Annotated in this window: 19 protein-coding genes; 7 read left to right on the top strand and 12 right to left on the bottom strand. The window is 73.4% G+C overall.

Annotated features, from left to right (window positions below; translation table 11 throughout):
- Window positions 1-35 precede the first annotated feature (35 nt).
- The 4 genes from ACZ6S8_RS24670 to ACZ6S8_RS24655 all read right to left on the bottom strand — a co-directional run bounded on the left by ACZ6S8_RS24670 (window position 36) and on the right by ACZ6S8_RS24655 (window position 5,033).
- Window positions 36-1,454, bottom strand: coding sequence for a sensor histidine kinase (locus ACZ6S8_RS24670; protein WP_469459119.1), 1,419 nt, complete (start codon window positions 1,452-1,454; stop codon window positions 36-38).
- Between the two features lie 21 nt (window positions 1,455-1,475).
- Window positions 1,476-2,147, bottom strand: coding sequence for a response regulator transcription factor (locus ACZ6S8_RS24665; protein WP_469459118.1), 672 nt, complete (start codon window positions 2,145-2,147; stop codon window positions 1,476-1,478).
- 154 nt (window positions 2,148-2,301) lie between these two features.
- Window positions 2,302-4,287, bottom strand: a complete 1,986-nt coding sequence (locus ACZ6S8_RS24660) for an FtsX-like permease family protein (protein WP_469459116.1) — start codon at window positions 4,285-4,287, stop codon at window positions 2,302-2,304.
- Complete coding sequence (locus ACZ6S8_RS24655) at window positions 4,287-5,033, bottom strand: ABC transporter ATP-binding protein (protein ID WP_469459114.1); 747 nt, start codon at window positions 5,031-5,033, stop codon at window positions 4,287-4,289. The genes ACZ6S8_RS24660 and ACZ6S8_RS24655 overlap by 1 nt, the downstream gene beginning before the upstream one ends.
- Window positions 5,034-5,209: 176 nt before the next feature.
- On the opposite strand from ACZ6S8_RS24655, the gene ACZ6S8_RS24650 reads away from it, so the two are divergent.
- Both ACZ6S8_RS24650 and ACZ6S8_RS24645 read left to right on the top strand, forming a co-directional pair.
- Window positions 5,210-6,487, top strand: a complete 1,278-nt coding sequence (locus ACZ6S8_RS24650; protein ID WP_469459112.1) for a sensor histidine kinase — start codon at window positions 5,210-5,212, stop codon at window positions 6,485-6,487.
- Window positions 6,475-7,143 (top strand): LuxR C-terminal-related transcriptional regulator, encoded by a 669-nt coding sequence (locus ACZ6S8_RS24645; RefSeq protein WP_469459111.1) that lies wholly within the window; start codon window positions 6,475-6,477, stop codon window positions 7,141-7,143. The genes ACZ6S8_RS24650 and ACZ6S8_RS24645 overlap by 13 nt, the downstream gene beginning before the upstream one ends.
- A gap of 10 nt (window positions 7,144-7,153) precedes the next feature.
- On the opposite strand, the gene ACZ6S8_RS24640 is transcribed toward ACZ6S8_RS24645, so the two are convergent.
- The 3 genes from ACZ6S8_RS24640 to ACZ6S8_RS24630 are packed head-to-tail and all read right to left on the bottom strand — an operon-like array spanning window position 7,154 to window position 10,375.
- Window positions 7,154-8,308: a glycosyltransferase family 4 protein gene (locus ACZ6S8_RS24640; RefSeq protein ID WP_469459109.1), complete on the bottom strand. Its 1,155-nt coding sequence runs from the start codon at window positions 8,306-8,308 to the stop codon at window positions 7,154-7,156.
- Between the two features lie 58 nt (window positions 8,309-8,366).
- Window positions 8,367-9,110: an FkbM family methyltransferase gene (locus ACZ6S8_RS24635; protein ID WP_469459107.1), complete on the bottom strand. Its 744-nt coding sequence runs from the start codon at window positions 9,108-9,110 to the stop codon at window positions 8,367-8,369.
- The gene (locus tag ACZ6S8_RS24630) at window positions 9,107-10,375 is read right to left on the bottom strand and encodes a glycosyltransferase 87 family protein (protein ID WP_469459105.1); all 1,269 of its coding nucleotides are present in this window, start codon (window positions 10,373-10,375) and stop codon (window positions 9,107-9,109) included. Before ACZ6S8_RS24630 ends, ACZ6S8_RS24635 begins: the two co-directional genes overlap by 4 nt.
- A gap of 304 nt (window positions 10,376-10,679) precedes the next feature.
- Between ACZ6S8_RS24630 and ACZ6S8_RS24625 the strand changes: the two genes are divergently transcribed.
- The 3 genes from ACZ6S8_RS24625 (at window position 10,680) to ACZ6S8_RS24615 (ending at window position 12,404) form a co-directional block, all read left to right on the top strand.
- Window positions 10,680-11,084 (top strand): FKBP-type peptidyl-prolyl cis-trans isomerase, encoded by a 405-nt coding sequence (locus ACZ6S8_RS24625; protein WP_469459104.1) that lies wholly within the window; start codon window positions 10,680-10,682, stop codon window positions 11,082-11,084.
- An 89-nt stretch (window positions 11,085-11,173) separates the two neighbouring features.
- Window positions 11,174-11,881 (top strand): helix-turn-helix transcriptional regulator, encoded by a 708-nt coding sequence (locus tag ACZ6S8_RS24620; protein ID WP_469459102.1) that lies wholly within the window; start codon window positions 11,174-11,176, stop codon window positions 11,879-11,881.
- 91 nt (window positions 11,882-11,972) lie between these two features.
- Window positions 11,973-12,404, top strand: a complete 432-nt coding sequence (locus ACZ6S8_RS24615; RefSeq protein WP_469459100.1) for a nuclear transport factor 2 family protein — start codon at window positions 11,973-11,975, stop codon at window positions 12,402-12,404.
- 151 nt (window positions 12,405-12,555) lie between these two features.
- On the opposite strand, the gene ACZ6S8_RS24610 is transcribed toward ACZ6S8_RS24615, so the two are convergent.
- The 4 genes from ACZ6S8_RS24610 to ACZ6S8_RS24595 form a co-directional block, all read right to left on the bottom strand.
- The gene (locus tag ACZ6S8_RS24610; RefSeq protein WP_469459098.1) at window positions 12,556-12,816 is read right to left on the bottom strand and encodes a GlsB/YeaQ/YmgE family stress response membrane protein; all 261 of its coding nucleotides are present in this window, start codon (window positions 12,814-12,816) and stop codon (window positions 12,556-12,558) included.
- 110 nt (window positions 12,817-12,926) lie between these two features.
- Complete coding sequence (locus ACZ6S8_RS24605; RefSeq protein WP_469459097.1) at window positions 12,927-13,382, bottom strand: tellurite resistance TerB family protein; 456 nt, start codon at window positions 13,380-13,382, stop codon at window positions 12,927-12,929.
- Window positions 13,383-13,525: 143 nt separating this feature from the next.
- A complete protein-coding gene (locus ACZ6S8_RS24600) occupies window positions 13,526-14,740 on the bottom strand; it encodes an FAD-dependent monooxygenase (RefSeq protein WP_469459095.1) in 1,215 nt (404 codons plus the stop codon).
- Window positions 14,741-14,927: 187 nt separating this feature from the next.
- Window positions 14,928-15,803 (bottom strand): NAD(P)H-binding protein, encoded by an 876-nt coding sequence (locus tag ACZ6S8_RS24595; RefSeq protein ID WP_469459093.1) that lies wholly within the window; start codon window positions 15,801-15,803, stop codon window positions 14,928-14,930.
- Window positions 15,804-15,919: 116 nt separating this feature from the next.
- On the opposite strand from ACZ6S8_RS24595, the gene ACZ6S8_RS24590 reads away from it, so the two are divergent.
- On the top strand, window positions 15,920-16,870 hold the full coding sequence (locus ACZ6S8_RS24590; protein ID WP_469459092.1) for an AraC family transcriptional regulator: 951 nt from the start codon (window positions 15,920-15,922) through the stop codon (window positions 16,868-16,870).
- A gap of 73 nt (window positions 16,871-16,943) precedes the next feature.
- Here the strand turns inward: ACZ6S8_RS24590 and ACZ6S8_RS24585 are convergent, their stop codons facing one another.
- Complete coding sequence (locus ACZ6S8_RS24585; protein WP_469459090.1) at window positions 16,944-18,497, bottom strand: M28 family peptidase; 1,554 nt, start codon at window positions 18,495-18,497, stop codon at window positions 16,944-16,946.
- 465 nt (window positions 18,498-18,962) lie between these two features.
- On the opposite strand from ACZ6S8_RS24585, the gene ACZ6S8_RS24580 reads away from it, so the two are divergent.
- Window positions 18,963-19,811 (top strand): AfsR/SARP family transcriptional regulator, encoded by an 849-nt coding sequence (locus ACZ6S8_RS24580; RefSeq protein WP_469459088.1) that lies wholly within the window; start codon window positions 18,963-18,965, stop codon window positions 19,809-19,811.
- The last annotated feature ends 145 nt before the right edge of the window (window positions 19,812-19,956 follow it).

Below are 19,956 nucleotides of genomic sequence, written 5' to 3'. Positions count from 1 at the left end.
GGGCAAGGGCTTTCGATGTGAGGAAAACACGCAGGTCAGACGGTGTTCTTGGGCCAGGGCAAGGTGGCCTTGACCCGGGTGGGGCCACCCGGCGGACTCGCGACCTCCAGCCATCCGCTCAACGCGGCGGCCCGGTCCTCGAGGCCCCGCAGGCCGGTTCCGGAGCTCAGGGAGGCCCCTCCGGTGCCGTCGTCCGACACGGAGACGACGAGGTGGCTGTCGTACTGCTCCAGGCTCACCTGAATGCGGGTCGCCGACGCGTGCTTGACCGTATTGGCGAGGCATTCGGCAACGATGTAATAGGCCGTCGATTCCACGCCCACGTCCGGCCTCCGGTCCAGGTTGCTGGACACGCTGACGGGTACGTGGAACCGCTCGGTCAAGGCCGTGACGGCCGCGTCGAGGCCCCGGTCGCTGAGTATGGGCGGCTGGATTCCCCGGACGAGGTCGCGTATCTCGTCGAGCGCCGTCCGTATCTCCTGATGGGTTTCGTCGACCAGCTTCGCGAGATAGGCGGCGTCGTCGGCCCTGCGGCTCTTCGCGTGCGAAAGGTTCATCAGCAGAACGGCCAGCCGGGCCTGGGCCCCGTCGTGCAGATCCCGCTCCAGCCGGCGGTAGTCGGCGTCGTTGACGCGCAGGGCCGCGATGCGCTGGCGCTCCGCCGCCTGTTCCCGGCGCTGCGCCTCCGCCTCGTCGATGCGGCTGAGTATTCCGCGCACCATGCGTGCCCGGAGCTTGCCCATCCAGAACAGCAGCGCGAGCAGCGCGGTGAAGGCGAGCAGGGCGGCGAGCCCGACCAGCACGCGCGTGCCGGGCTCCGCGACCAGGATGGTGTTGCCCGGGCCGAAGGCCAGTTGCTCGGGCGCGCCGAAGGGCAGCGCCACGACGAAGGCGACGACGGGAATCGTCAGGGCCGCGAACGGGAGCAGCCAGACCGTGCCGAGCAGCAGCAGGCCCAGATAGCCGATGTCGTCCCAGCTGGCCGACTCGGTGGCGCGGCGGCCCTCCTCGCGCAGCGGCGGCGCCGGGTGCAGCGGCTCCCCCGCGCCGGAGTCCCCCGCCACGGAGTGGGCCAGCAGCCGCTCCAGATCGGCGACCGCACGCAGCAGGGGCAGGCTGAAGGAGAGGCCGTCGCGCAGGGCGGCCATCCGAGCGGGGACCTCCCGCAGGGCTTCGCGCAGCACCTGGCCCTGCCCCGGCGGCCGCTCCGGCTCCGCGTCCGCCCCGGCCGGCCGGACCAGGCCGGACAGGCGGGACAGCCGGGCGGCGCCCCGGAGGCACAGGGCGAACGACGTCGGCAGCCCGACCAGCAGCAGCCAGGAAACGGCGCGCAGCGCCAGGGAGATCAGGACGAGCGGGGCGACGAGCAGGCCGACGAGGCTGCCGACGGAGAGGTAGATGAGGCCGGCCGCGACGCGATATGGATTCGGCAGTTTCACGGTGCTACGAACCACTACATTTCATTCAGCTACATTTCATTCAGCGCTGTCTTGCAGCCGTTCGATTCCGCGCAGATAGTCGAGTACCGCCAGCACGCGCCGGTGGTTCTCCCCCGTGTTCGGGATCTTCAGCTTGCCCAGGATGGAAGTGACGTGCTTTTCGACGGCCCGTTCGGAGATTCCGAGCCGGTTGACGATTCCGCTGTTCGTGAGGCCGGTCGCCATGAGTTCCAGTACCTGGCGTTCACGCGGCGTCAACAGGTCGGTGGCGCGCTTCTCCCGCGGACTGCCGATGAACTGCTTGAAGATGTCGGAGTCCAGAACCGTTTCGCCGCGCCGGACTCGCTGGAGCGCCGAGAGGAACTCGTCGAAGTCCCCGACGCGCTGCTTGAGCAGATATCCGGTACCGCCGGTGGCGTTGCGGACGAGTTCTTCCGCGTACGTGGGCTCGACGTACTGGGACAGGAGCAGGACCGCCGTGTCCGCGCAGCGGCGCTGGATCTCGATGGCCGCGCGGATGCCCTCGTCGGTGTAGGTGGGCGGCATGCGGACATCGAGAATCACCACGTGGGGACGCAAACTCTCGACGACGCTGAGCACATTGGTGGTGTCGCCCATGGAGGCGACGACTTCTATTCCCTCGTCCGCCAGCAGCCGCACTATTCCTGCTCGCAGGAGCGCGGAATCCTCGGCGATCGCGACGCGCATGAAGACTCCTGCTCGTGAGGATCGTGCCGTTCGACGGTCCCGGCCGGCGAACGGTGCCCTTGAACCAGACCTGTACGTCTGGGGGCGCCCAGCATAGGGGCGGCCGGGCGGGCAACGCTACGCGAGCCGCCCTGCCGCCACCCGCCCTCCCTGTTCACTCACGCGAAGTGACAGCGGCCACTCCGCCGTGCCGCACCTGCCTCCCGACGGCCGACAGGCTCACGGTCACCCCCACCAGCAGACAGGCGCCCGCCAGGGACCCCAGCAGGGCCCACGGAACACTCAGCGGAACCTCGCCGCCGAAGACCGTCAGCGCCCCGCGGTAGGCCCGGGCGCCGAGTGCGACCACCACGGCCGCGACGCCGATCCCGACCAGGGTGGTACCGAGGGTCTCCCACAGCGCCATCCTGCGCAGCTGCCCCGAGCTCACTCCGATCATGCGCATGCTCGCGATCTCCCGGCCGCGTCGGCTGTACGCCATCACCAGCGTGCTCGCCACGGCGATCAGCGCGTACAGCGACGCGGGTCCGGTCAGGACCAGCAGCACCAGCCGGTTGAGCCGGTCCTGGTCGGTGGCGGCTCCGTCGAACCACAGGCCGGTCGGCGTGACCTTCACCCGGTCCGGGCCCAGCCGTTGGGCCAGCTCCCCGGCGACGGCCTCCGCGGAACCGGCCGCCGCCGGGTCCAGTACGACGTACGCCCGCTCCGGTGCGGCCGCCGCGCCGGCGGATTCGGCGGACAGCAGCACGTGGGGTACCGCGGACCCGCCGTCCAGCACCGCGGACACCCGGGCGCGGACCGGCTTCCCGCCGAACGTCCCGTAGGTGACCTCACCGCCCGCGTGGTGGCCGTACCAGTCGGCGAACTCCTTGGACACCGCCACCTCACCGGGCCGCAGCGGCCCGACGGCCCCCTCGGCGGCGCTGATCCGGTGGGCGCGCGCGAGCGCGACCGGGTCGGCGACGGCCGCCTGGTCCTTCCACACGGAGTGCGGTCCGGCCACCGCGATCTCCACCGGCGCGAGGGCGGACACCGCCGCCACCCGCTCGTCGGCACGCAGCGCGGCCAGTTCGTCCGCGGTCAGACCGTCCTCCCCGGAGGCCTCCACGACGAGTTGCGCGGTCGTGCGGGCCCGGTCGTCGGCCTCGGTGGCGGCGCCGGTCGTGGACATGACGGTGGTGAACACCCCGACGATCGCCACGATCGCCAGTACCGGCCCCACCAGCGATGCCGTACGCCGCCGCGAGGTGCCGGCCGCCTCCGCCGCGAGCCGCCCGGCGACCGGGTCGGCCCAGCGCAGGGGCAGCGAGACGATCCGCAGCAGCGCCGGAAGGTACAAGGGGCCCAGCAGGGTGGCCGCGACGGCCAGTGCCATGGTCCCGAACAGCGCCAGCGGGGTCGCCGCCTCGGCGCCCGCGCCGGGCGCGAGCCAGACCATCACCGCTCCGCCCGCGAGCGTCAGTACGCCCGTCACCGCACGGCCGGCGGTCATCGTGTGCGAGTCCAGGTCGGCTTCGCGCAGCGCTTCCGTGGGCCGCACCCGGGCCGCGCGCTTCGACGCGGCGAGCACCCCTGCCACGGCGATGAACAGGCCGCTTCCCGCCGCGAGGACGAGGGGCCAGAAGACCGGTCCCGGTCGCAAATCGACCGGCGACAAGCCCGTGCCGTTCAGGGCGTCCACGGCGTGGGGGGCGGCCACGGCCGCGACCACGCAGCCCACCAGTGCGGCGGGTACGGCGACCGCGAGGGACTCGCCCATCACCATGCGGCGCACCTGCGGGCCGCCGGCTCCGACGAGCCGGAGCAGCCCCATGTCGCGGCGGCGCAGGGCGATGCTGAACGCGCACGTACCGGCGATGACGAAGACCGTCACGAACGCGGAGACCACTCCGGCGATCGCCAGCACGCTCTGCACACCGCCCATGTCCAGCTCACCGCTGGAGAGGGTGCGGGCCGCGCCCGTGCCGTCGGTGAGCGTCACGGACGCCGCGGCGGTGCGCTCCGGCTGCTCCACCGCCCAGGTGGCGGCCAGCGCGGACGCACACACTCCGATCAGCGCCACACCGAGGGCGAGCGCGACGAAGGAACCGGCGAACAGTGCGCGGTAGTGCCGTACCGACTGGAGCGAGATGCGCCACATCAGCGCTCCCACAGGCTCAGCTGCCGGGCGACCGCTTCGGCCGTCGGGTGGTCGAGCCGCCCCACGACCCTGCCGTCCGAGAGGAAGATCACCCGGTCCGCACAGGCGGCGGCCGCCGGATCGTGCGTGACCATGGCAACCGTACGGCCCGCCCGGTCGACCGTGTCCCGCAACAGGGCCATGATCTGCCGTCCGCTCTGGCGGTCGAGCGAGCCGGTGGGCTCGTCCGCGAAGACGATCTCCGGTTCGGCGACCAGGGTGCGGGCGATGGCCACCCGCTGCTGCTGTCCGCCGGAGAGCTGCGCCGGGCGCCGTCCGGCCTTGTCCTCCAGGCCCACCTGGCGCAGCGCCTCCATGACCTGGGCGCGCTTGACGCGCCCGCCCTGGAGCCGGAGCGGCAGCGCCACGTTCTCGTACGCCGTGAGCATCGGCAGCAGGTTGAACTGCTGGAAGACGAAGCCGATGCGGCTGCGCCGCACCTCCGTCAACTGCCGTTCGCTGCACGCCGCGAGATCCGTGTCGCCGAGGAAGACCCTGCCGCTGTCGGGCCGGTCCAGCCCGGCCGCGCAGTGCAGCAGGGTGGTCTTGCCCGAGCCGGAGGGACCCATGACCGCGGTGAGGGCGCGGGCCGGGAAGCCGACGCTGACCTCGTGGAGCACGGGGACGGGTCCCGCGGCGCTGGGGTAGCTCTTGGAAACGGAGGCGAGGTGGACGGCTGGCAGCTGGATGTCGGTGAGCAGTGACATGACCCCAGTTCAGCAGAGGACCCCCACGGGACGCAGTGGCCCTGCACGGAGTCCCGGGGGGAGGGTTTTCCCTACCATCGGGCCTTCGCCGCGGAGGGTAGGGTCGGATCAGGACCGGGATGATCCGGCGCGACCGCGCAGCGGCATCCGACCCGACCACCAGGAGAATCCGCACCATGACCGTCGCCGTCTGGGAAGCCCTGCGACGGCGGCCCCTGCGCTTCCCCCTCTCCGTCTGGCCGCTGCGCGCCTGGGCGTTCCTCCTCAGCGGGACGGTGCTGGGCTTCCTGGTCCTGCTCGGTCTCGCCGCGCTGCTCTTCGTCGGCGTGGGGCTGTCGGTGGTGGGCGTCGGCCTCGTCGTGCTCATGGGCGCCGCCGTCTACGGCATCCCGGTCGCCGCCCTGGAACGGCGGCGCCTGCGCATCGTGGAACCGGAGGCCCTGCTCGACCCGCACGGCTCGCTGCCCGGCACCGGCGCCCTGCCCTGGCTGCGGACCCGGCTGCGGGAGCGGGCGACGTGGCGGGAGCTCGCGTACGCCCTCGTGTACGGGGTGGTGTTCACCGCCACCGGGATCGGTTTCACGGCGCTCCTCGGACTCTCGCTGATGCTGACGGTGGCGCCGGTCATCGTGTGGGCCATCTCCCCCGACACGGTGATGCTGGTTCCGGGTCAGGCGATCTCCGACCCGGTGGCCGCGCTTCCGGGCACCGGCGCCGGGCTGGTCGGATTGCTGGTGTGCACGTACGCGGGCGGCCTGCTCGCCGGGGCGCAGGTGCGGGTCGCGCAGTTCCTGCTCTCGGCGCGCGAGGAGGACCTCAGCAGCCGGGTCATCGAACTCACCCGCTCCAGGGCCCGGTTGATCGACGCGTTCGAGGCCGAGCGGCGGCGCATCGAGCGCGATCTGCACGACGGCGCCCAACAGCAGCTCGTCGCGCTGAGCATGACCCTGGGCCTCGCCGAACTGGAGCTGCGCGGGCAGGACTCGCCGGCCTCGCCCTTCATCGCGCGGGCGCGCGGGGAGGCCCGCCAGGCCCTGGCGGAGCTGCGTGGACTCGTGCGCGGCATCCACCCCCAGGTGCTCACCGACCACGGGCTGCCCGCCGCCGTCGCCGAGCTCGCCCTGCGCAATCCCATCCCGGTGACCGTCGACATCGATCTGCCGCACCGGATGCCCACGTCCGTGGAGACGATGGCGTACTTCACCATCACCGAGGCCCTGACCAACGCCTCCAAGCACAGCGGCGCCGACCAGGTCGCCGTCGTCGGGCGGCTCAAGGGCGACCGTCTCGTCCTGCTGATCACCGACGACGGGCACGGCGGCGCCGATCCCACGGCCGGGGCCGGACTTCAGGGTCTGGCCGACCGCGTGGCCATTCTGAAAGGCAGGCTCATCGTGACCAGTCCGGTCGGCGGACCCACCCAGCTCCGTGTGGAGGTTCCGTGCTCCGCCTAGTACTGGCCGAGGACTCGGTGCTGTTGCGCGCCGGACTGGTCGAGCTGCTGTCCCGGGTCGGCCACGAGGTGGTCGCCGCCGTGGGCGATGCCGGGGAGCTGTCCCGCGCGGTGGACGAGCACCGTCCCGACGTGGTCATCACCGATGTGCGGATGCCTCCGGACTTCCACGACGAGGGCCTCAGGGCCGCCCTCGACCTGCGGTCCCGGTACGAGGGCCTGCCGGTGCTGGTCCTCTCCCAGTACGTCGCCACGGCGTACGCCACCCAGCTGTTCAGCGGCGGCTCCTCGGTCGCGGGAGGGCTGGGCTACCTGCTCAAGGACCGGGTCGGCGAGGTGTCGGAGTTCCTCGACGCCCTGGACCGGGTCGCGGACGGCCGGACGGTCATCGACCCGGAGGTGGTCCGGGTGCTGCTCCTGCAGCAGAGCGCCGGGAAACCGCTGGAGCGGCTCACGCCGCGGGAGCGGGAGGTGCTGGGCCGGATGGCGGAAGGACTCAACAACCAGTCCATCGCCCAGCGGCTCTCCATCACCGAGGCTTCGGTGGTCAAGCACTCCAGCAACATCTTCATGAAGCTGGACCTCGATCCGACCGAGGGCAACCGGCGGGTGCTGGCCGTCCTCGCCCATCTGCGGGGCGAGGACCCCGGGCCCTGAGACGGACGCGTCAGTCGGACCGTCCCGGTGTGCCGACCCGGTCCCCCTCAGGGGTGAGGAGGCGGGTGAGCCTGCGGGCCGACGCCTCCCAGGACCACTGCTTCTCCACCCACCGCCGGCCGGCCTCGCCCATCTCGGCCCGTTCGGGGGAGAGCAGGGTGCGGACCACCGAGCCGGCGACGGCCCGTACGTCCCGTCCGTCGACGACGGCGCCCGTCACTCCGGCGAGCACCGTGTCGGGCGCACCGCCCGAGTCGCCCACGACGACGGGAAGCCCGCTGGCCGCGGCCTCCAGGAAGACGATGCCGAGCCCCTCGGCCTCCATGCCGGCCTTGCGGGTCCGGCAGGGCATCGCGAACACGTCGGCGGCCGCGTAGTAGCCGGCGGTCGACGCGTGGTCCCGGCCCCCGGCGAACACCACGTCGCCGCCGGCGTGCCGCCGGGCGAGGTCGCGCAGCCGGTCCTCGTGCGGTCCCTGTCCCACTATCACCAGCGCCGCGTCCGGGACGGACCGCCGGATCAGCGGCATCGCCCGGATCAGCACGTCCTGGCCCTTGCGGGGTACCAGCCGCGAGACGCACAGCACGACCGGCCGGTCACCGAGGCCGTGCCGCTCGCGCACGGCGCGCGCGGCACTCTCCTCGGGCCGGAACTCGGCCGCGTCCACGCCCGGTACCAGTCGCTCCAGCCGGGCCCCGGGCCCGAGCGCCGGTGCGATGCGGCGGCGCGTGTACTCGCCGAGGTAGGTGACGACGTCGACGTGGTCGCCGATCCTGCGCATGAGCCGCCGGGCCACCGGGGTGCGCGCCCACCAGATCTCGTGTCCGTGCGTCGCCGCGACCATCCGCCTGATCCCGCCCTTGCGCAGGGCGGGCGCCATCGCGGCGAGCGGCGCCGCCGCTCCGAACCAGACCCGGTCGCAGCCGTACGCCCGCGCGATCTGCAGGGTGCGGCGGGTGACGCGGGGCGTGGGAAGCAGCATGTGGGCGCGGTCTCGTATCACCGGGAAGGGCAGGGTGGCGTCGTACGCCTCCGCGCCCTGTTCGCTCGATGTGTAGACGACGACGTCGTCGTCCGGGACGCGGGTCGCCATCGCGTGGACGAAGGTCTCGATGCCGCCTTGGCGGGGCGGGAAGTCGTTGGTGACGATCAGTGTGGTGCCCATGGGGGTCGTCGATGCCTCACGTGAGGGGAAGGAACGGAAAGGAGGGGGAGCGGGAGGTTCAGGCGGTGAAGAGGTAGTTCCGGCAGTCGGTGGTGATCCGCGGCGCGGCTGCCCAGCGGCCCTGCCTCCAGCGGTGGGCCGCGTAGCCGTACTCCCCCAGGTGCCGGACGAGGTCGGCGGGCCGCGATCCGTACTTCTCCAGGTGCCGGTCCTCGATCTCCAGCAGGAGTGCGGGCCGGTCGCGCCGCAGGGTCCGCGCGCCGCCGCGCAGGACGGCGAGCTCGGCGCCCTCAACATCGGCCTTGACGAACTCGACCCGCTCCAGGCCCTGTTCCCGGGCCAGTTGGTCGAGGGTGCGGACCGGTGTGGACACCGGGCGGGAGGTGCGGAACTCGGCGTTCGGGCCCGGTCCGTCGGCGTCCCGCGTGAGGTAGGCCCGGCCGTGCACCGGCAGTCCGCGGCGCCGGGGCAGGCTGAGCGTCCCGTGCCCCGCCCGGGCGGCCAGGGCCGTCCGGTGGACGGTCACGTTGTCCGATCCGAGCACCCGGGAGGCCGTGCGCAGCCAGCGCGCCGGCCCGGGCAGCGGCTCGACGCTGTGCACCTGGCCGGTCGGGCCCGCCAGCGCCGACAGCACCCAGGTGTACAGCCCGTACTCGGCGCCGACGTCCACGCAGACGGCGCCGGGCCGCACCAGCTCTCCCAGCCCGGCGACCTCGTCCTCCACGCACGTCAGCCTGGGCGCGCTCCAGCGCAGCGCGGCGGCGACCGCGCCCGTACGCCGCGAGCGGACCGGGCCGATCACCGCACACCCCCCGTCGACAGCTCGGGGCGAACCGGCCGGGCGCCCCGTACGAGGAGACTGGCCGCCGGGGCCCGCCGCCGCCCGCCGCGGACGAGCCGCGCCCAGACCACCAGCACCACCGGGAGGGCGAGGTACCCGAACCGCCCCGCGGGGGCCAGCAGGAAGGCCACGCAGAAGCCCGCGGCCAGCCGGTCGGCGGCCGCCACCAGGTCCGCGGGGGGCCGCAGCACGAGGGACAGGCCCACGGCGAGCCCGCCGACGAGCAGCAGACCGACGGCCGCGTACCACCCGGCGGGCCCCAGGTCGGCGAGCAGCCGGCCCGGCAGCGGACTGCTCGCCGGCGTGCGCAGCTCGCCGCGCCCGGTGGGGAAGGCCAGCACCTGCTCGACCATGGGGCCCGGCGAGAGCAGCGCGCTCGGGAGCAGCAGCAGGACCGTGCCGGCCACGGAGATCCCGGCGCAGCGCAGGGCGGCCCGGCGCCCTGCGGTGCAGGCGAGCACGGACACGGCGACGGCGACGGCGGGCCACGCCGTCCACTTCAGGGAGCACGCGGCGGCGAGCACGAGACCCGCGGCGGCCGGACGCCGGCGCACGGCGCATGCCAGGGCCAGTACGAGCAGGCCCACCAGCGGCAGATCGACCCCGCTGACGCACAGGGGCAGCGCCACGACCGGCGAAGCGGTGAGCGCGCCCAGCGCCGTCCCGTACGGCAGGGGCGTGCCGTCGGAGGCGGGACCGCGGCCGGCGGGCAGCCGCAGCACCCGGCGCCCGCCCCACAGACAGGCGAAGAAGGCGGCCGCACACCACAGTCGGGCGTCACCCAGCAGCCGGGGCAGCAGGCCCTCGGTCCCGAACAGCGCACGGGGCAGGCCGAAGACCGCCATCCCGGGCAGGTACGGGGTGACCTCGAAGACCGTGCGGGGATCGGCCAGGTACGGGGTGGCCCGGTGCATCAGGAGCGCGCCCGAGCGCTCGATCACCGCGACCTCGCTCTGCGCGCCGCCCGTCGCCAGGAGGTACAGGAACGGTACGGCGACGGCGCCGGCGAGAGCCAGGACGACCGAGGCCTTCCGGGCGCCCCGCGGTCCCCACAGGGTGACCGCGGCCGCGCTCAGGTAGCCGACGCCGGCGCTGACGCCCCAGAAGCGGTGGGTCTCCAGCGTGGAGACGAGCGGGAATCCGGCGGCCCATACGGCGGCGAGGAGCCATCCCCCGCTCCACAGGGCCCTGGTGTTCCGTGGCTGACGAACCAGATGAGTGAGCACCCGTCCATTCCAGCGGCGCGCCGGGGCACCGTCATGACGGCCAGGTCGAGACCTCGTGGTCGGGTTTTCCCTACCAACTGCGCGCCGGAGGAGGGACGGAGGGCCGGCGGAGAGCGGCCGGAGGGCATCGGGCGACGCAGCACGTGCGCACTCCGCGCGGCGGCGTGACGGTCAGTCCCCGCCGCCGCAGGACCGGCCACCCCCGCCGACTCGGTAGCGTGATCCCGTGCCGGACGGAGGGTCCGCGGGTCCGGCAGGTCCGTGCGCGGGCTTCCGACGAAGAGCGAAGAGTGATGAGGCGGCGATGAGTGAACCGACGAAGCCCGAGGTCCGTGTTCCCGAGGGTGACGCTCCCACCGAACTGACCGTCCGGGACCTGGTCGTCGGGGACGGGGTCGAGGTGACGTCGGGCATGGTGGTCAGGGTCCACTACGTCGGGGTGACCTTCGAGTCCGGGAAGGAGTTCGACGCCTCCTGGGACCGGGGCCTGCCGTACAAGTTCGCCCTGGGCAGCGGCAAGGTCATCAAGGGGTGGGACCGGGGGGTGAGGGGGATGAGGGTCGGCGGCCGCCGCGAGATCATCGTTCCCCCGCGTCTCGGCTACGGGAAGCAGTCGCCCTCGCCGTTGATCCCGGCGGGCTCGACCCTGATCTTCGTGGTGGACCTGCTCGACTCGTTCTCCAGCACGGCCGGGTGGAGCAAAGCCTGATGGCCCCGGCCGCCCACAGGTCCGGATGTCCCGGCTCTCGGGGCGGAACCACCGTCGTGCGGTCCCGGGGATCGGCTACGGTCCTGGCTGTGAACCGTACCGAGCGTCTGTACGCCCTCGTGGAGGAGCTGCGTGCGGTCTCGCCCCGGCCGCGCAGCGCCCGGTGGCTCGCCGAGCGCTTCGGTGTCAGCGCCCGCACGATCGAGCGCGACCTCAGCGCCCTGCAGCAGTCCGGTGTCCCGCTGTACGCCGAACCGGGGCGCAGCGGTGGGTACGTGGTGGACAAGGAGCACACGCTGCCGCCCCTGGCCGTCACGCCGGCCGAGGCGGCGGCGCTGGCCGTCGCCCTGCACGGGCTGTCGGGGACGCCGTTCGACGCGGACGCCCGCTCGGCGCTGCACAAGGTGCTCGCCGTCATGCCGCAGCGCGAACTCCAGGCCGCGCGCGAGCTCGCCGCCCGCGTGCGGCTCGCCGTGAAGCCCGCCCGGCCGTCAGCGGTCCCGCACACCCTGCGCGAGGCGCTCTCGAACCGGCGTCTGCTGCACCTGCGGTACGCCGACGCGAAGGACGAACTCACCGAGCGCACCGTCGAACCCCTGGGTTTCCTCGGAGGCGAGCACTGGTACCTGATCGGCTGGTGCCGGCAGCACTCCGTGGTGCGGGGGTTCCGCCTCGACCGCATCCGCGCGGCACGGGCCCTGGAGGAAACGGTGGAGCCGCGTCCGGGGGACCTGTCCGAACTGGAGTCCTTGGGAAGCGCTTTCGTCGCACTCGACGAACTCTATGGTTTCGCTTGAGCCGCCGTCGGGAGGGTTAAACACCGACAGGGGGTTGTCGCCCTCGGCCCGGAGTCTGGGTGACCACGAACCCGAACCACGGAAGGCAACCATGTCTGTGACGACGATCCCCGCCACCGACTCCGCGCCGCTGACCCGGGAGGCCGGAACCCGGCTCGTGGAGGGCTGGACGGCGCTCTGGAACGGAGACATCGCCCCCGCGGCGCAGATCCTCTCCCCCGACTTCCGGCTGCACTTCGCGGACGACTTCGACGGCACCGGCTCCGCCAAGACGTTCGGGCAGGACGAGCTGACGGCGTTCATCTCGAACAACAGCCAGGCCCTCACCGGCCTGACGTTCGCCGCCGACGCCGCGCCGCTGATCGACTCCGAGCGCGGCGAGATGGCCTGCCGGTGGATCGAGAGCCACGCCGCCGGCGACGGCGACATCATCGTCAAGAGCGGCATCGACATGTTCGCGGTCACGGACGGCCGGATCTCCGCGGTGTGGTCGCTCACCGGCAACCGCCGCTTCGCCGCCTGACCGCTGCGGGCAGGACCGTTTCCCGGCCCGTGCCGCCGTACCGGGACCCCGGCCCCGGATCCGGGGCCGGGGCCGGGGCCGGGGCCGGGGCCGGGGTCGGGGTCGGGGTCGAGATCGGGGAGCGGGTCGAGATCGGGGAGCGGGGTCGGGCTCAGCGGCCCTTGACGCGTTCGAAGGCCGCGACTCCCGCGGCGGCGAGGGCGATCTGGATGACCCACTCGATCCAGTCGACGCCCCCGGTGTCCGCGACACCGAACGCCGAGGCGATGACGGTGCCGACGAGTGCGGCGGCGATGCCGATGGCGATGGTCCACAGGATGCCGGTGTGCTGGCGACCCGGCAGGGCCAGGCGGCCGAGCACACCGATGACGATGCCGATGAAGATCGCGCTGATGATTCCGGAGATTTCCACGCCCGTTCCCTCCAGGGTCGGTTACCGGGCTTGATGCCCGCCGGCCGCTGCCCTTACGCCCGGCGCGCTGTTCGGGCTCGGGGGTGTCCCGCCTAGAGGGTGTCCAGCGGTCAGAGGTCGAACTCGTGGGGCGGCAGACCCAGCGTGTAGCAGGCCTCCCGGACGACGGCCTGCTCGGTCTTGTCGAAGTCGCCGTCCGCGCCGCCGATGACGATCCCGATCTGGACGACCGCACGGGCCTCGGCGGGCTTCTTCTTCGCCTTGGCGACCTCCTGGAGGACCGCGACCCGGCCGAAGTCGAAGTCGGCCGCGAGGGTGTCGAGGTTCGCGTCGAAGCGCCGCTGGAGGTCGAGGGCGTCGAAGTTCTGCAGCACCTCGTTGGTGGCGATCAGCTGGGCCACGCGGGCCCGTTCGGACGCGTCGACCGTGCCGTCGGCCGCGGCGACCAGTGCGCACATCGCCATGCTCGCGTCGCGGAACGCACCGCTCTTGAGGTCGTTCTTCTTCGCCATCAGCTGGGTCTGCATCGTCGATGCGGATTCCTTGAACCGGTCCCACAGGGCCATGCCCACTCCGTATGCGTCGGGTGGTGGCTCCGGGCCGGAGCCCGGAACCACCAATTTCTACAATGCTGTAGAAGTTACCAGCAGGCGCGTCCGCGCGGTCCGCCGGGGATGCCGGGGCGCTGGACGGCGCACCCCCTCCGCGGTCAGCCGGCGGGGTGGTGGGGCGGGTAGGACGGCAGGTCGATGGCGTCGGCGGGCGGGGTGAACAGCCTGGAGGCCAGGCCGCCCAGGCGTGCGGCGGCCGGGCTGCCGGCCACCTTCAGCACGGTGTTCATCGCGGCGAGCCCGGCGCGGCCGCGGGGGTTGGCGATGCGGGGGGTGCCGGGCGGGAGTTTCTGGGCCTGGTCGACGTAGGGGCGCATGAGCGCCTCGTACCGGGCGAACGCGGTGCGGTACGGGTGGGCGGCGAGCTCGCCCGCGAGGACGTAGGCGCCGGTCAGCGCGAGGCTCGTACCCATGCCGCTGATCGGGGACGCGCAGTAGGCCGCGTCACCGAGGAGGACCGCCCGTCCGCTGCTCCAGGACGGCATCCGGGCCTGGCCCACGGCGTCGAAGTAGAGCGGGGCGTCGTCGAGGGCGGCGAGCACGCGGGGCGCCGCCCATCCGACGTCGGCGAAGGTGCGGCGCAGGACCGTGACGATGCCGTCCCGGCCGATCTCGTCGAGGCCGCGGACGTCGGACAGGAAGGCGAGCGTGGCCCGGATGGTGCCGAGGTTGTCCGGGCGCAGGGTGACGCTGCGGCCCCGGCCGGCGCTGTGCCAGCGCCAGAGGTCGGTGTCCTCGGCCGTACGGGGGATGGTGAGGTAGGCGGTGTAGAAGCCGAGTTCGCGCACGGCGTCGGAGCCGGTGTCGGGGAAGATCAGCGATCGGGTGCGGGAGCGGAGGCCTTCGGCGACGACCACCAGGTCGAAGACGCGCCGCGTTCCGTCGGCGAAGGTGACCGTGACCCCGTCCTCCTCCTCGTCGAGGGCCGTGATCCGGTTGCCGAAGACGTACTCGGTCGCGTCGCGGGTGCGGTCGACGAGGATGCGGGACAACTGGCCCCGCAGGATCTCCAGCTCGGCCGTCGCGCCGCCGGAGTCGGACGTTCCGGCTGCGAAGCGGGCGAGCGGGGTGCCCGCGGCGTCGACGAACTCGGTACCGGTCTCCCCGGTCGAGGCGGCGCGGACGGCGTCCTCGATGCCCATGCGGCGGGCGACCTCGCGGCCCGCGCCGCGCACGTCGATGTTCTGGCCGTCCTCGCGGAGCGCGTCGAAGCGTTCGACGACGGTGGGCCGCCACCCGTACGCGGCGAGCCAGTAGGCCAGCGCGGGTCCGGCGATGCTCGCGCCGGAGATCAGAACGGTGGGTGTCCGCATGGCGGCCCTTCGACGAAGCGGTGCGATCAGGCGCGGGGTCGCCCCGGCTCGCCCCGGCGCCGCCCCCGCCCCTGCCCCCGCTGCCGTGAAGCGTGGGAGGCACGTGGATCAGGTGGAGCACGGGAAGCGTGGGAAGCACGGGACGACCCTGTACGGATACCCCGGCCGGGCCCGCCGAAGCGCCCGGCTAACGGGTGGAGAAGTCGGTGCGGCGGACGTAGTCCGTGAAGTCGCGCGGTGCGCGGCCCAGCGCTTCGCGCACGCCGTCCGTCGGCTCGGCGCCCCGCTGCTCGCGGACGTGGCGGAGCACCGTGATCATCTCGTCCACGACGGCGCCGGGGTGGCCGGCCTCGGCGAGCTCCGCACGGTAGGCGTCCTCGGTGACCGGGACGAAGCGCAGCGGCCGGTCCGCTGCACGTGCGATCTCGGCGACCGCGTCCCCGAAGGTCAGCGAGCGGGCGCCCGAGAGGACGTACGTCCGGCCCGCGTGCCCGTCCTCGGTCAGGGCCGCGGCGGCCACCTCGGCGAGGTCGTCCAGGTCGACGAACGCCTCCCGGCCCTCGCCGGCGGGCAGGCGCAGTTCGCCTCCGGCGCCCAGCAGGGATCCGAAGAATTCGAACTCGGTGAAGTTCTGCGCGAACCAGGCGGGGCGCAGGATCGTCCACTCCAGGCCCGATGCCCGTACGGCGTCTTCCGTGGCGAGGCGGTCGGCGCCGGTCAGTTCGCCCCAGACGCGTGCCGACAGCAGGACCAGCCGGCGGACCCCTTCGCCGGCGGCGAGAGCGGCGAAGCCGGCGACCTCGGCGGGCGCGTCGGGGCCCTGGGAGTCGACCACGTACACGGCGTGGATGCCGGTCAGGGCGGGCTGCCAGGTCGAGCGGTCCGCCCAGTCGAAGCGGACCGCACCCCGGCGGGAGGCAACGGCGGGCACCTGGCCGCGCCGGCGGAGCTCCGCGGCGACGCGGCGGCCGGTCTTGCCGGTGCCGCCCAGGACGAGGACGCGGGAGGTGCCGGTGGTCTCGGTGGATTCGATGGTGTCGTTGGGGTCGGTGGTGGTGTTCATGCCTCCCAGTACATCGGACGGAGAGTGGACGGGCGATGGCTGATCATCTCCCTTCGATGTCTGTGCGTCTCGTCCTCCCCCGGCCCGCGGCGGTGCTTCCGGTACGCTCCGGCGGTATGGATGACGCGCTCTCGGGGCTGCTCCAGGACGTCCGCGCCCAGGGGGCGCTCTTCGACCAGTCGGTCGTGAACCCGCCGTGGTCCCTGCGGTTCCTCGACGGGCCCCCGCTCTCCCTGATCACGATGCTCGGGGGCGAGGCCTGGCTGACCCCGGACGGCGGGGAAGCGGTTGCGCTGCGCACGGGCGACGTGGCGATCGTGACGGGCCCCGCGCCGTACACCGTCGCGGACGCCCCGGACACGGAGCCGTTCGCACTCGTGGGCGGCGACGCGTGGTGCACCACGCCCGACGGGTCACCCGTCGCCGGGGACGATCTGCCGATGTGCGGGCCCGGGCCCTCCGACGGGGACGGGCCCGGCACGGTCCTGCTCAGGGCCGCCTACCCGGTGCGCGGCACCGTCTCCGAGCGGATCCTCACCGCCCTGCCGCGGCTGGCCCTGGTGCCCGCCGTGCCGGACGGCTGTCTTCCGCTCACCATGATCGAGCAGGAGCAGCGCAAGGACGCCCCGGGCCGGCAGGTCATCCTGGACCGGCTGCTGGACCTGCTGCTCCTCACGAGCCTGCGCGAGTGGTTCGAGCTGCCCCAGGCCGAGGCCCCCGCCTGGTACCGGGCCCACCGCGACCCCGTGGCCGGCCTGGCCCTGAAGCTGATCCACGGAGACCCGGCGCGCGCGTGGACGGTCGCGTCCCTGGCGGCGGAGACGGGGGTGTCCCGGGCCCGGTTCGCCCGCCGGTTCAGTGACGCCGTCGGCCGGTCCCCGATGGCCTACCTCGCCGAATGGCGGGTCTGCCGCGCCGCCGATCTGCTGGCCTCCACCGATGCCACCGTCGACGCGGTCTCCCGCCAGGTCGGCTACTCCAACGCCTACGCCCTCAGCGTCGCCTTCAAACGCACCCTCGGGATCCGCCCCACGGAGCACCGCGCCCTGGCCCGGACGCCCGCCTGAGGACCCCGCCCACGTCTCCGCGCACGTCTCCGCGCACGTCTCCGCGCGCAGGGAGGACGGGAGCGGAGGACCGCTACCCCGTCACGGGCCCCCGGCCGGCATGCGGGCCGGGAGCGCCGCTCCGGGCACCGTCCGTTCGCGCCGCGCCCGCGGGCCGGGCGAGCGGGCCGAGGTCGTGCGCGTAGTGGCCGACCGCATCGGCGATGACGTCGATGTTGACGTCGAGCGCCCGCAGGTCGATGTTGGTGATGTCGTCGCCGGCCGTGTGGTGGTTCACGTCGTACGCGACACCGGCCCGGCCGCCGAACCGGGCGGCCTGGGGCTCGGTCTTGATGCCGTCGGCTCCGGTGAAGGTGCCGCCGGACGGGATGCCGGCCGCGATGAACGGGGCGTAGTCCGAGAGTCCGGTGAAGTCGGTGCCCTCGTGCGGGATCCCCTTGGAGTCCAGGAAGTCCGTGATGCCCTTCTCCAGCCGGGCGGAGCCCTCGGGGCCGGGGCCGGCTCCGACGCCGTCCGAGTCGTCGCCGTCGTTGACGAAGTAGGCGCCGTTCGGGGAGGCGATCGTGTCGAAGTTCAGGTAGAGCCTGAGCTGCCCCTTCTGCTCCTCCGGCAGGGAGGCGAGGTACGCCTGCGAGCCCAGCACGCCGAACTCCTCGGCCGACCACCAGGCGAACCTGACCTTGTTCTTGATCGTGTCCTGGGACGTGGCCAGCCTGACCGCGACCTGGAGGATGCCGGCCGAGCCCGAGCCGTTGTCGTTGATGCCCGGGCTGTCGTGGAGCGAGTCCAGGTGGGAGCCGAGCAGGACGGTGTCGGCCGCGTCGCCGCCGCGGGTCTCCGCGAGCACGTTGAACGTCCGGCGGTTCTCGCGCAGTTCGTGGATGTCGAGGGTGACCGTGACCGGGCCGGCGGCGGCCTCGGCGGCCAGTGCCTCGCCGTCCTCCTGGCTGATCCCGCCGGTGGGGATCTTCGCGAGGGCCGCGTCGCCGATGGTGCCGTTGATCTTTCCCGTGGTGTTGTTGTAGACGACGGCGCCGAGTGCGCCGGCGGCGTGGGCGTTGGCCTGCTTGACGGCGAAGGAGCAGCCGCCGCGCTTGATCAGGGCGATCCGGCCGGTGAAGGCGCCCGCGGTGAAGTCGGCGGGCTCGCAGCCGTGGGTGGCGTCGGTGTCGACCGGGACGACGGCCACGTCCGCGGTCACCCCGCCCTCGGGGCTCTTGGCGGTGAAGGCCATCAGCTGGACCGTGACGTCGCGCGGCGCGGGCGAGAGCACGGTGAGGGTCTCGGCGATGTCGTCGGTGTAGACGAAGTCGAACGCCTGCCGGGAGACCCGGTAGCCGGCGCCCCTGAGCACGGCTTCCACGTAGGCGGCCGACTGTTCGTGCCCCCGGGAACTCGCCACACGGGTACCGCCGTTGTAGTCGGCCAGCGCCTGGAAGGTCTTCAGGTGGCGGAGGGCGTCCTTGGCCGTCGACTCCCTGACGAGCTTCGCCGCCAGCGCGTCGCCCTTGCCGGCCCGGCCCGGGCCGTCGGCTCCCGCGGTGGCGGTCCCGGCGAGCAGGAGGGGGGAAACGAGTACCGCGGCGGCCAGGGTGGCCGTCGCCGCCGCGATGCGACGTGCGGGCATGGAGGTCCTCTCACAGCAGTTCGGCGGATCTGTCGGCGGATCGGTCGACGTGTCGACGGTCGGGAAGAACGCGCTCGGCGGGAGGAGATCGAGGCACGCTAACCCCGTGGCGGCCCCCTGCCAAGGTGAAGTCCCGAGTCGGTCCGGGTGACCGGATGTTTGGCTGAGTTTGAGCGGGAGCGGTAAGAGGGGACGACGCGCCGGTCCCGGCTCACCGATGGCGAACTTGGCTTGTTCGAGCCCATGACACTCTCTCCATCGATCCCGTATCCATGTCGTGAGCGCCGGTAGGCCCTACCGCGTGCCGACCGACAGGACAGCGCGCCCGAGGGCGCGCCGGTTACGCGGGGGTGTCAGATCATGCTGGCCAGAACCGAAAGATCCTCGGCAGACCCTTCCTTACCCGGCTGTACGGGGACCGCCCCCGGCCTGCCGGCCGCGCCCGGGGACGCGGAGCACGAACCGGTGCCGGCGGACGGGCCGACGTACCGGATCCTGGGCCCCCTGGAGGTCCACCGGGCGGGGGTGCTCTGCACGCCCACGTCCCTCAAGCGGCGCGCCCTGCTCACCCTGCTGCTCCTCCACGCGAACCGGCGCTTCCCGATCTGCACGCTGATCGGCGAGCTGTGGGACGACCGGCCGCCGCCGTCGGCCGTGGCCGCCGTCCAGATGTACGTGTCGGGCCTCCGGCGCGTCCTGGACCCCGCGCACAGCCGCGGCGGCGGCGACGCGCGGCGGCATCCGCTGCTGCTCACCGCCGGGAACGGCTATCTGCTGCGCGTGCGACCGGGCGATCTGGACCTCGACCGGTTCCGTGCGCTGGCCGTCCTCGGGCGGGACCAGCGCGCCGCGGGAGACTGCACCTCCTCGGCAAAATCGTTTCACCAAGCCCTGACCCTCTGGCGGGGCACCTCTCCCGGAGACCTCGGTCAGACGTCCCTTCCCGCGCACTACACGGTGCGCCTGGAGGAGGAACGACTGGCCCTGGTGCACGACCGGATCGGCGCGGACATCTGCACGGGCCGGGCGCGCGAGGTCGTCGGCGAGCTCGAGGAACTCTGCGCACGCCACCCCCTCCGCGAGGACTTCCACGAACAGCTGATGCTCGCCCTGGCCACGGCGGGGCGCCGCGCCGAAGCACTGAACGCCTACGCCCGCGCCCGGCGCACCGTCGTGGAGGAGACCGGCATCGAACCGGGACCGGGCCTGCGCACGGCGCAGCAGACCCTGCTGAGCGGGGCCCGGCCGGACAACGCCCGGCACGACCGCTGCCGCCCCGCGGTGGTGCTCCGGCCGGCCGCGCCCGCCGGCTGACACCCCGCGGCGGCCACCTGCGCACGGGCCCGGGGGCGGGGGGGGGGGGCCGGGCGGGGCCCCCCCCCCCCCCGGGGGGGCGGGCGGGGGGGGGGGGCCGCGGGGGGGGGGGGGGGTCCCGGGGGGGGGGGGGGGGGGGGGGTGG

The organism is Streptomyces sp. NPDC048461 (assembly GCF_055587105.1).
Note: the sequence above shows the minus strand (reverse complement) of the source record. Positions and strands in the feature narration are given on the sequence as shown.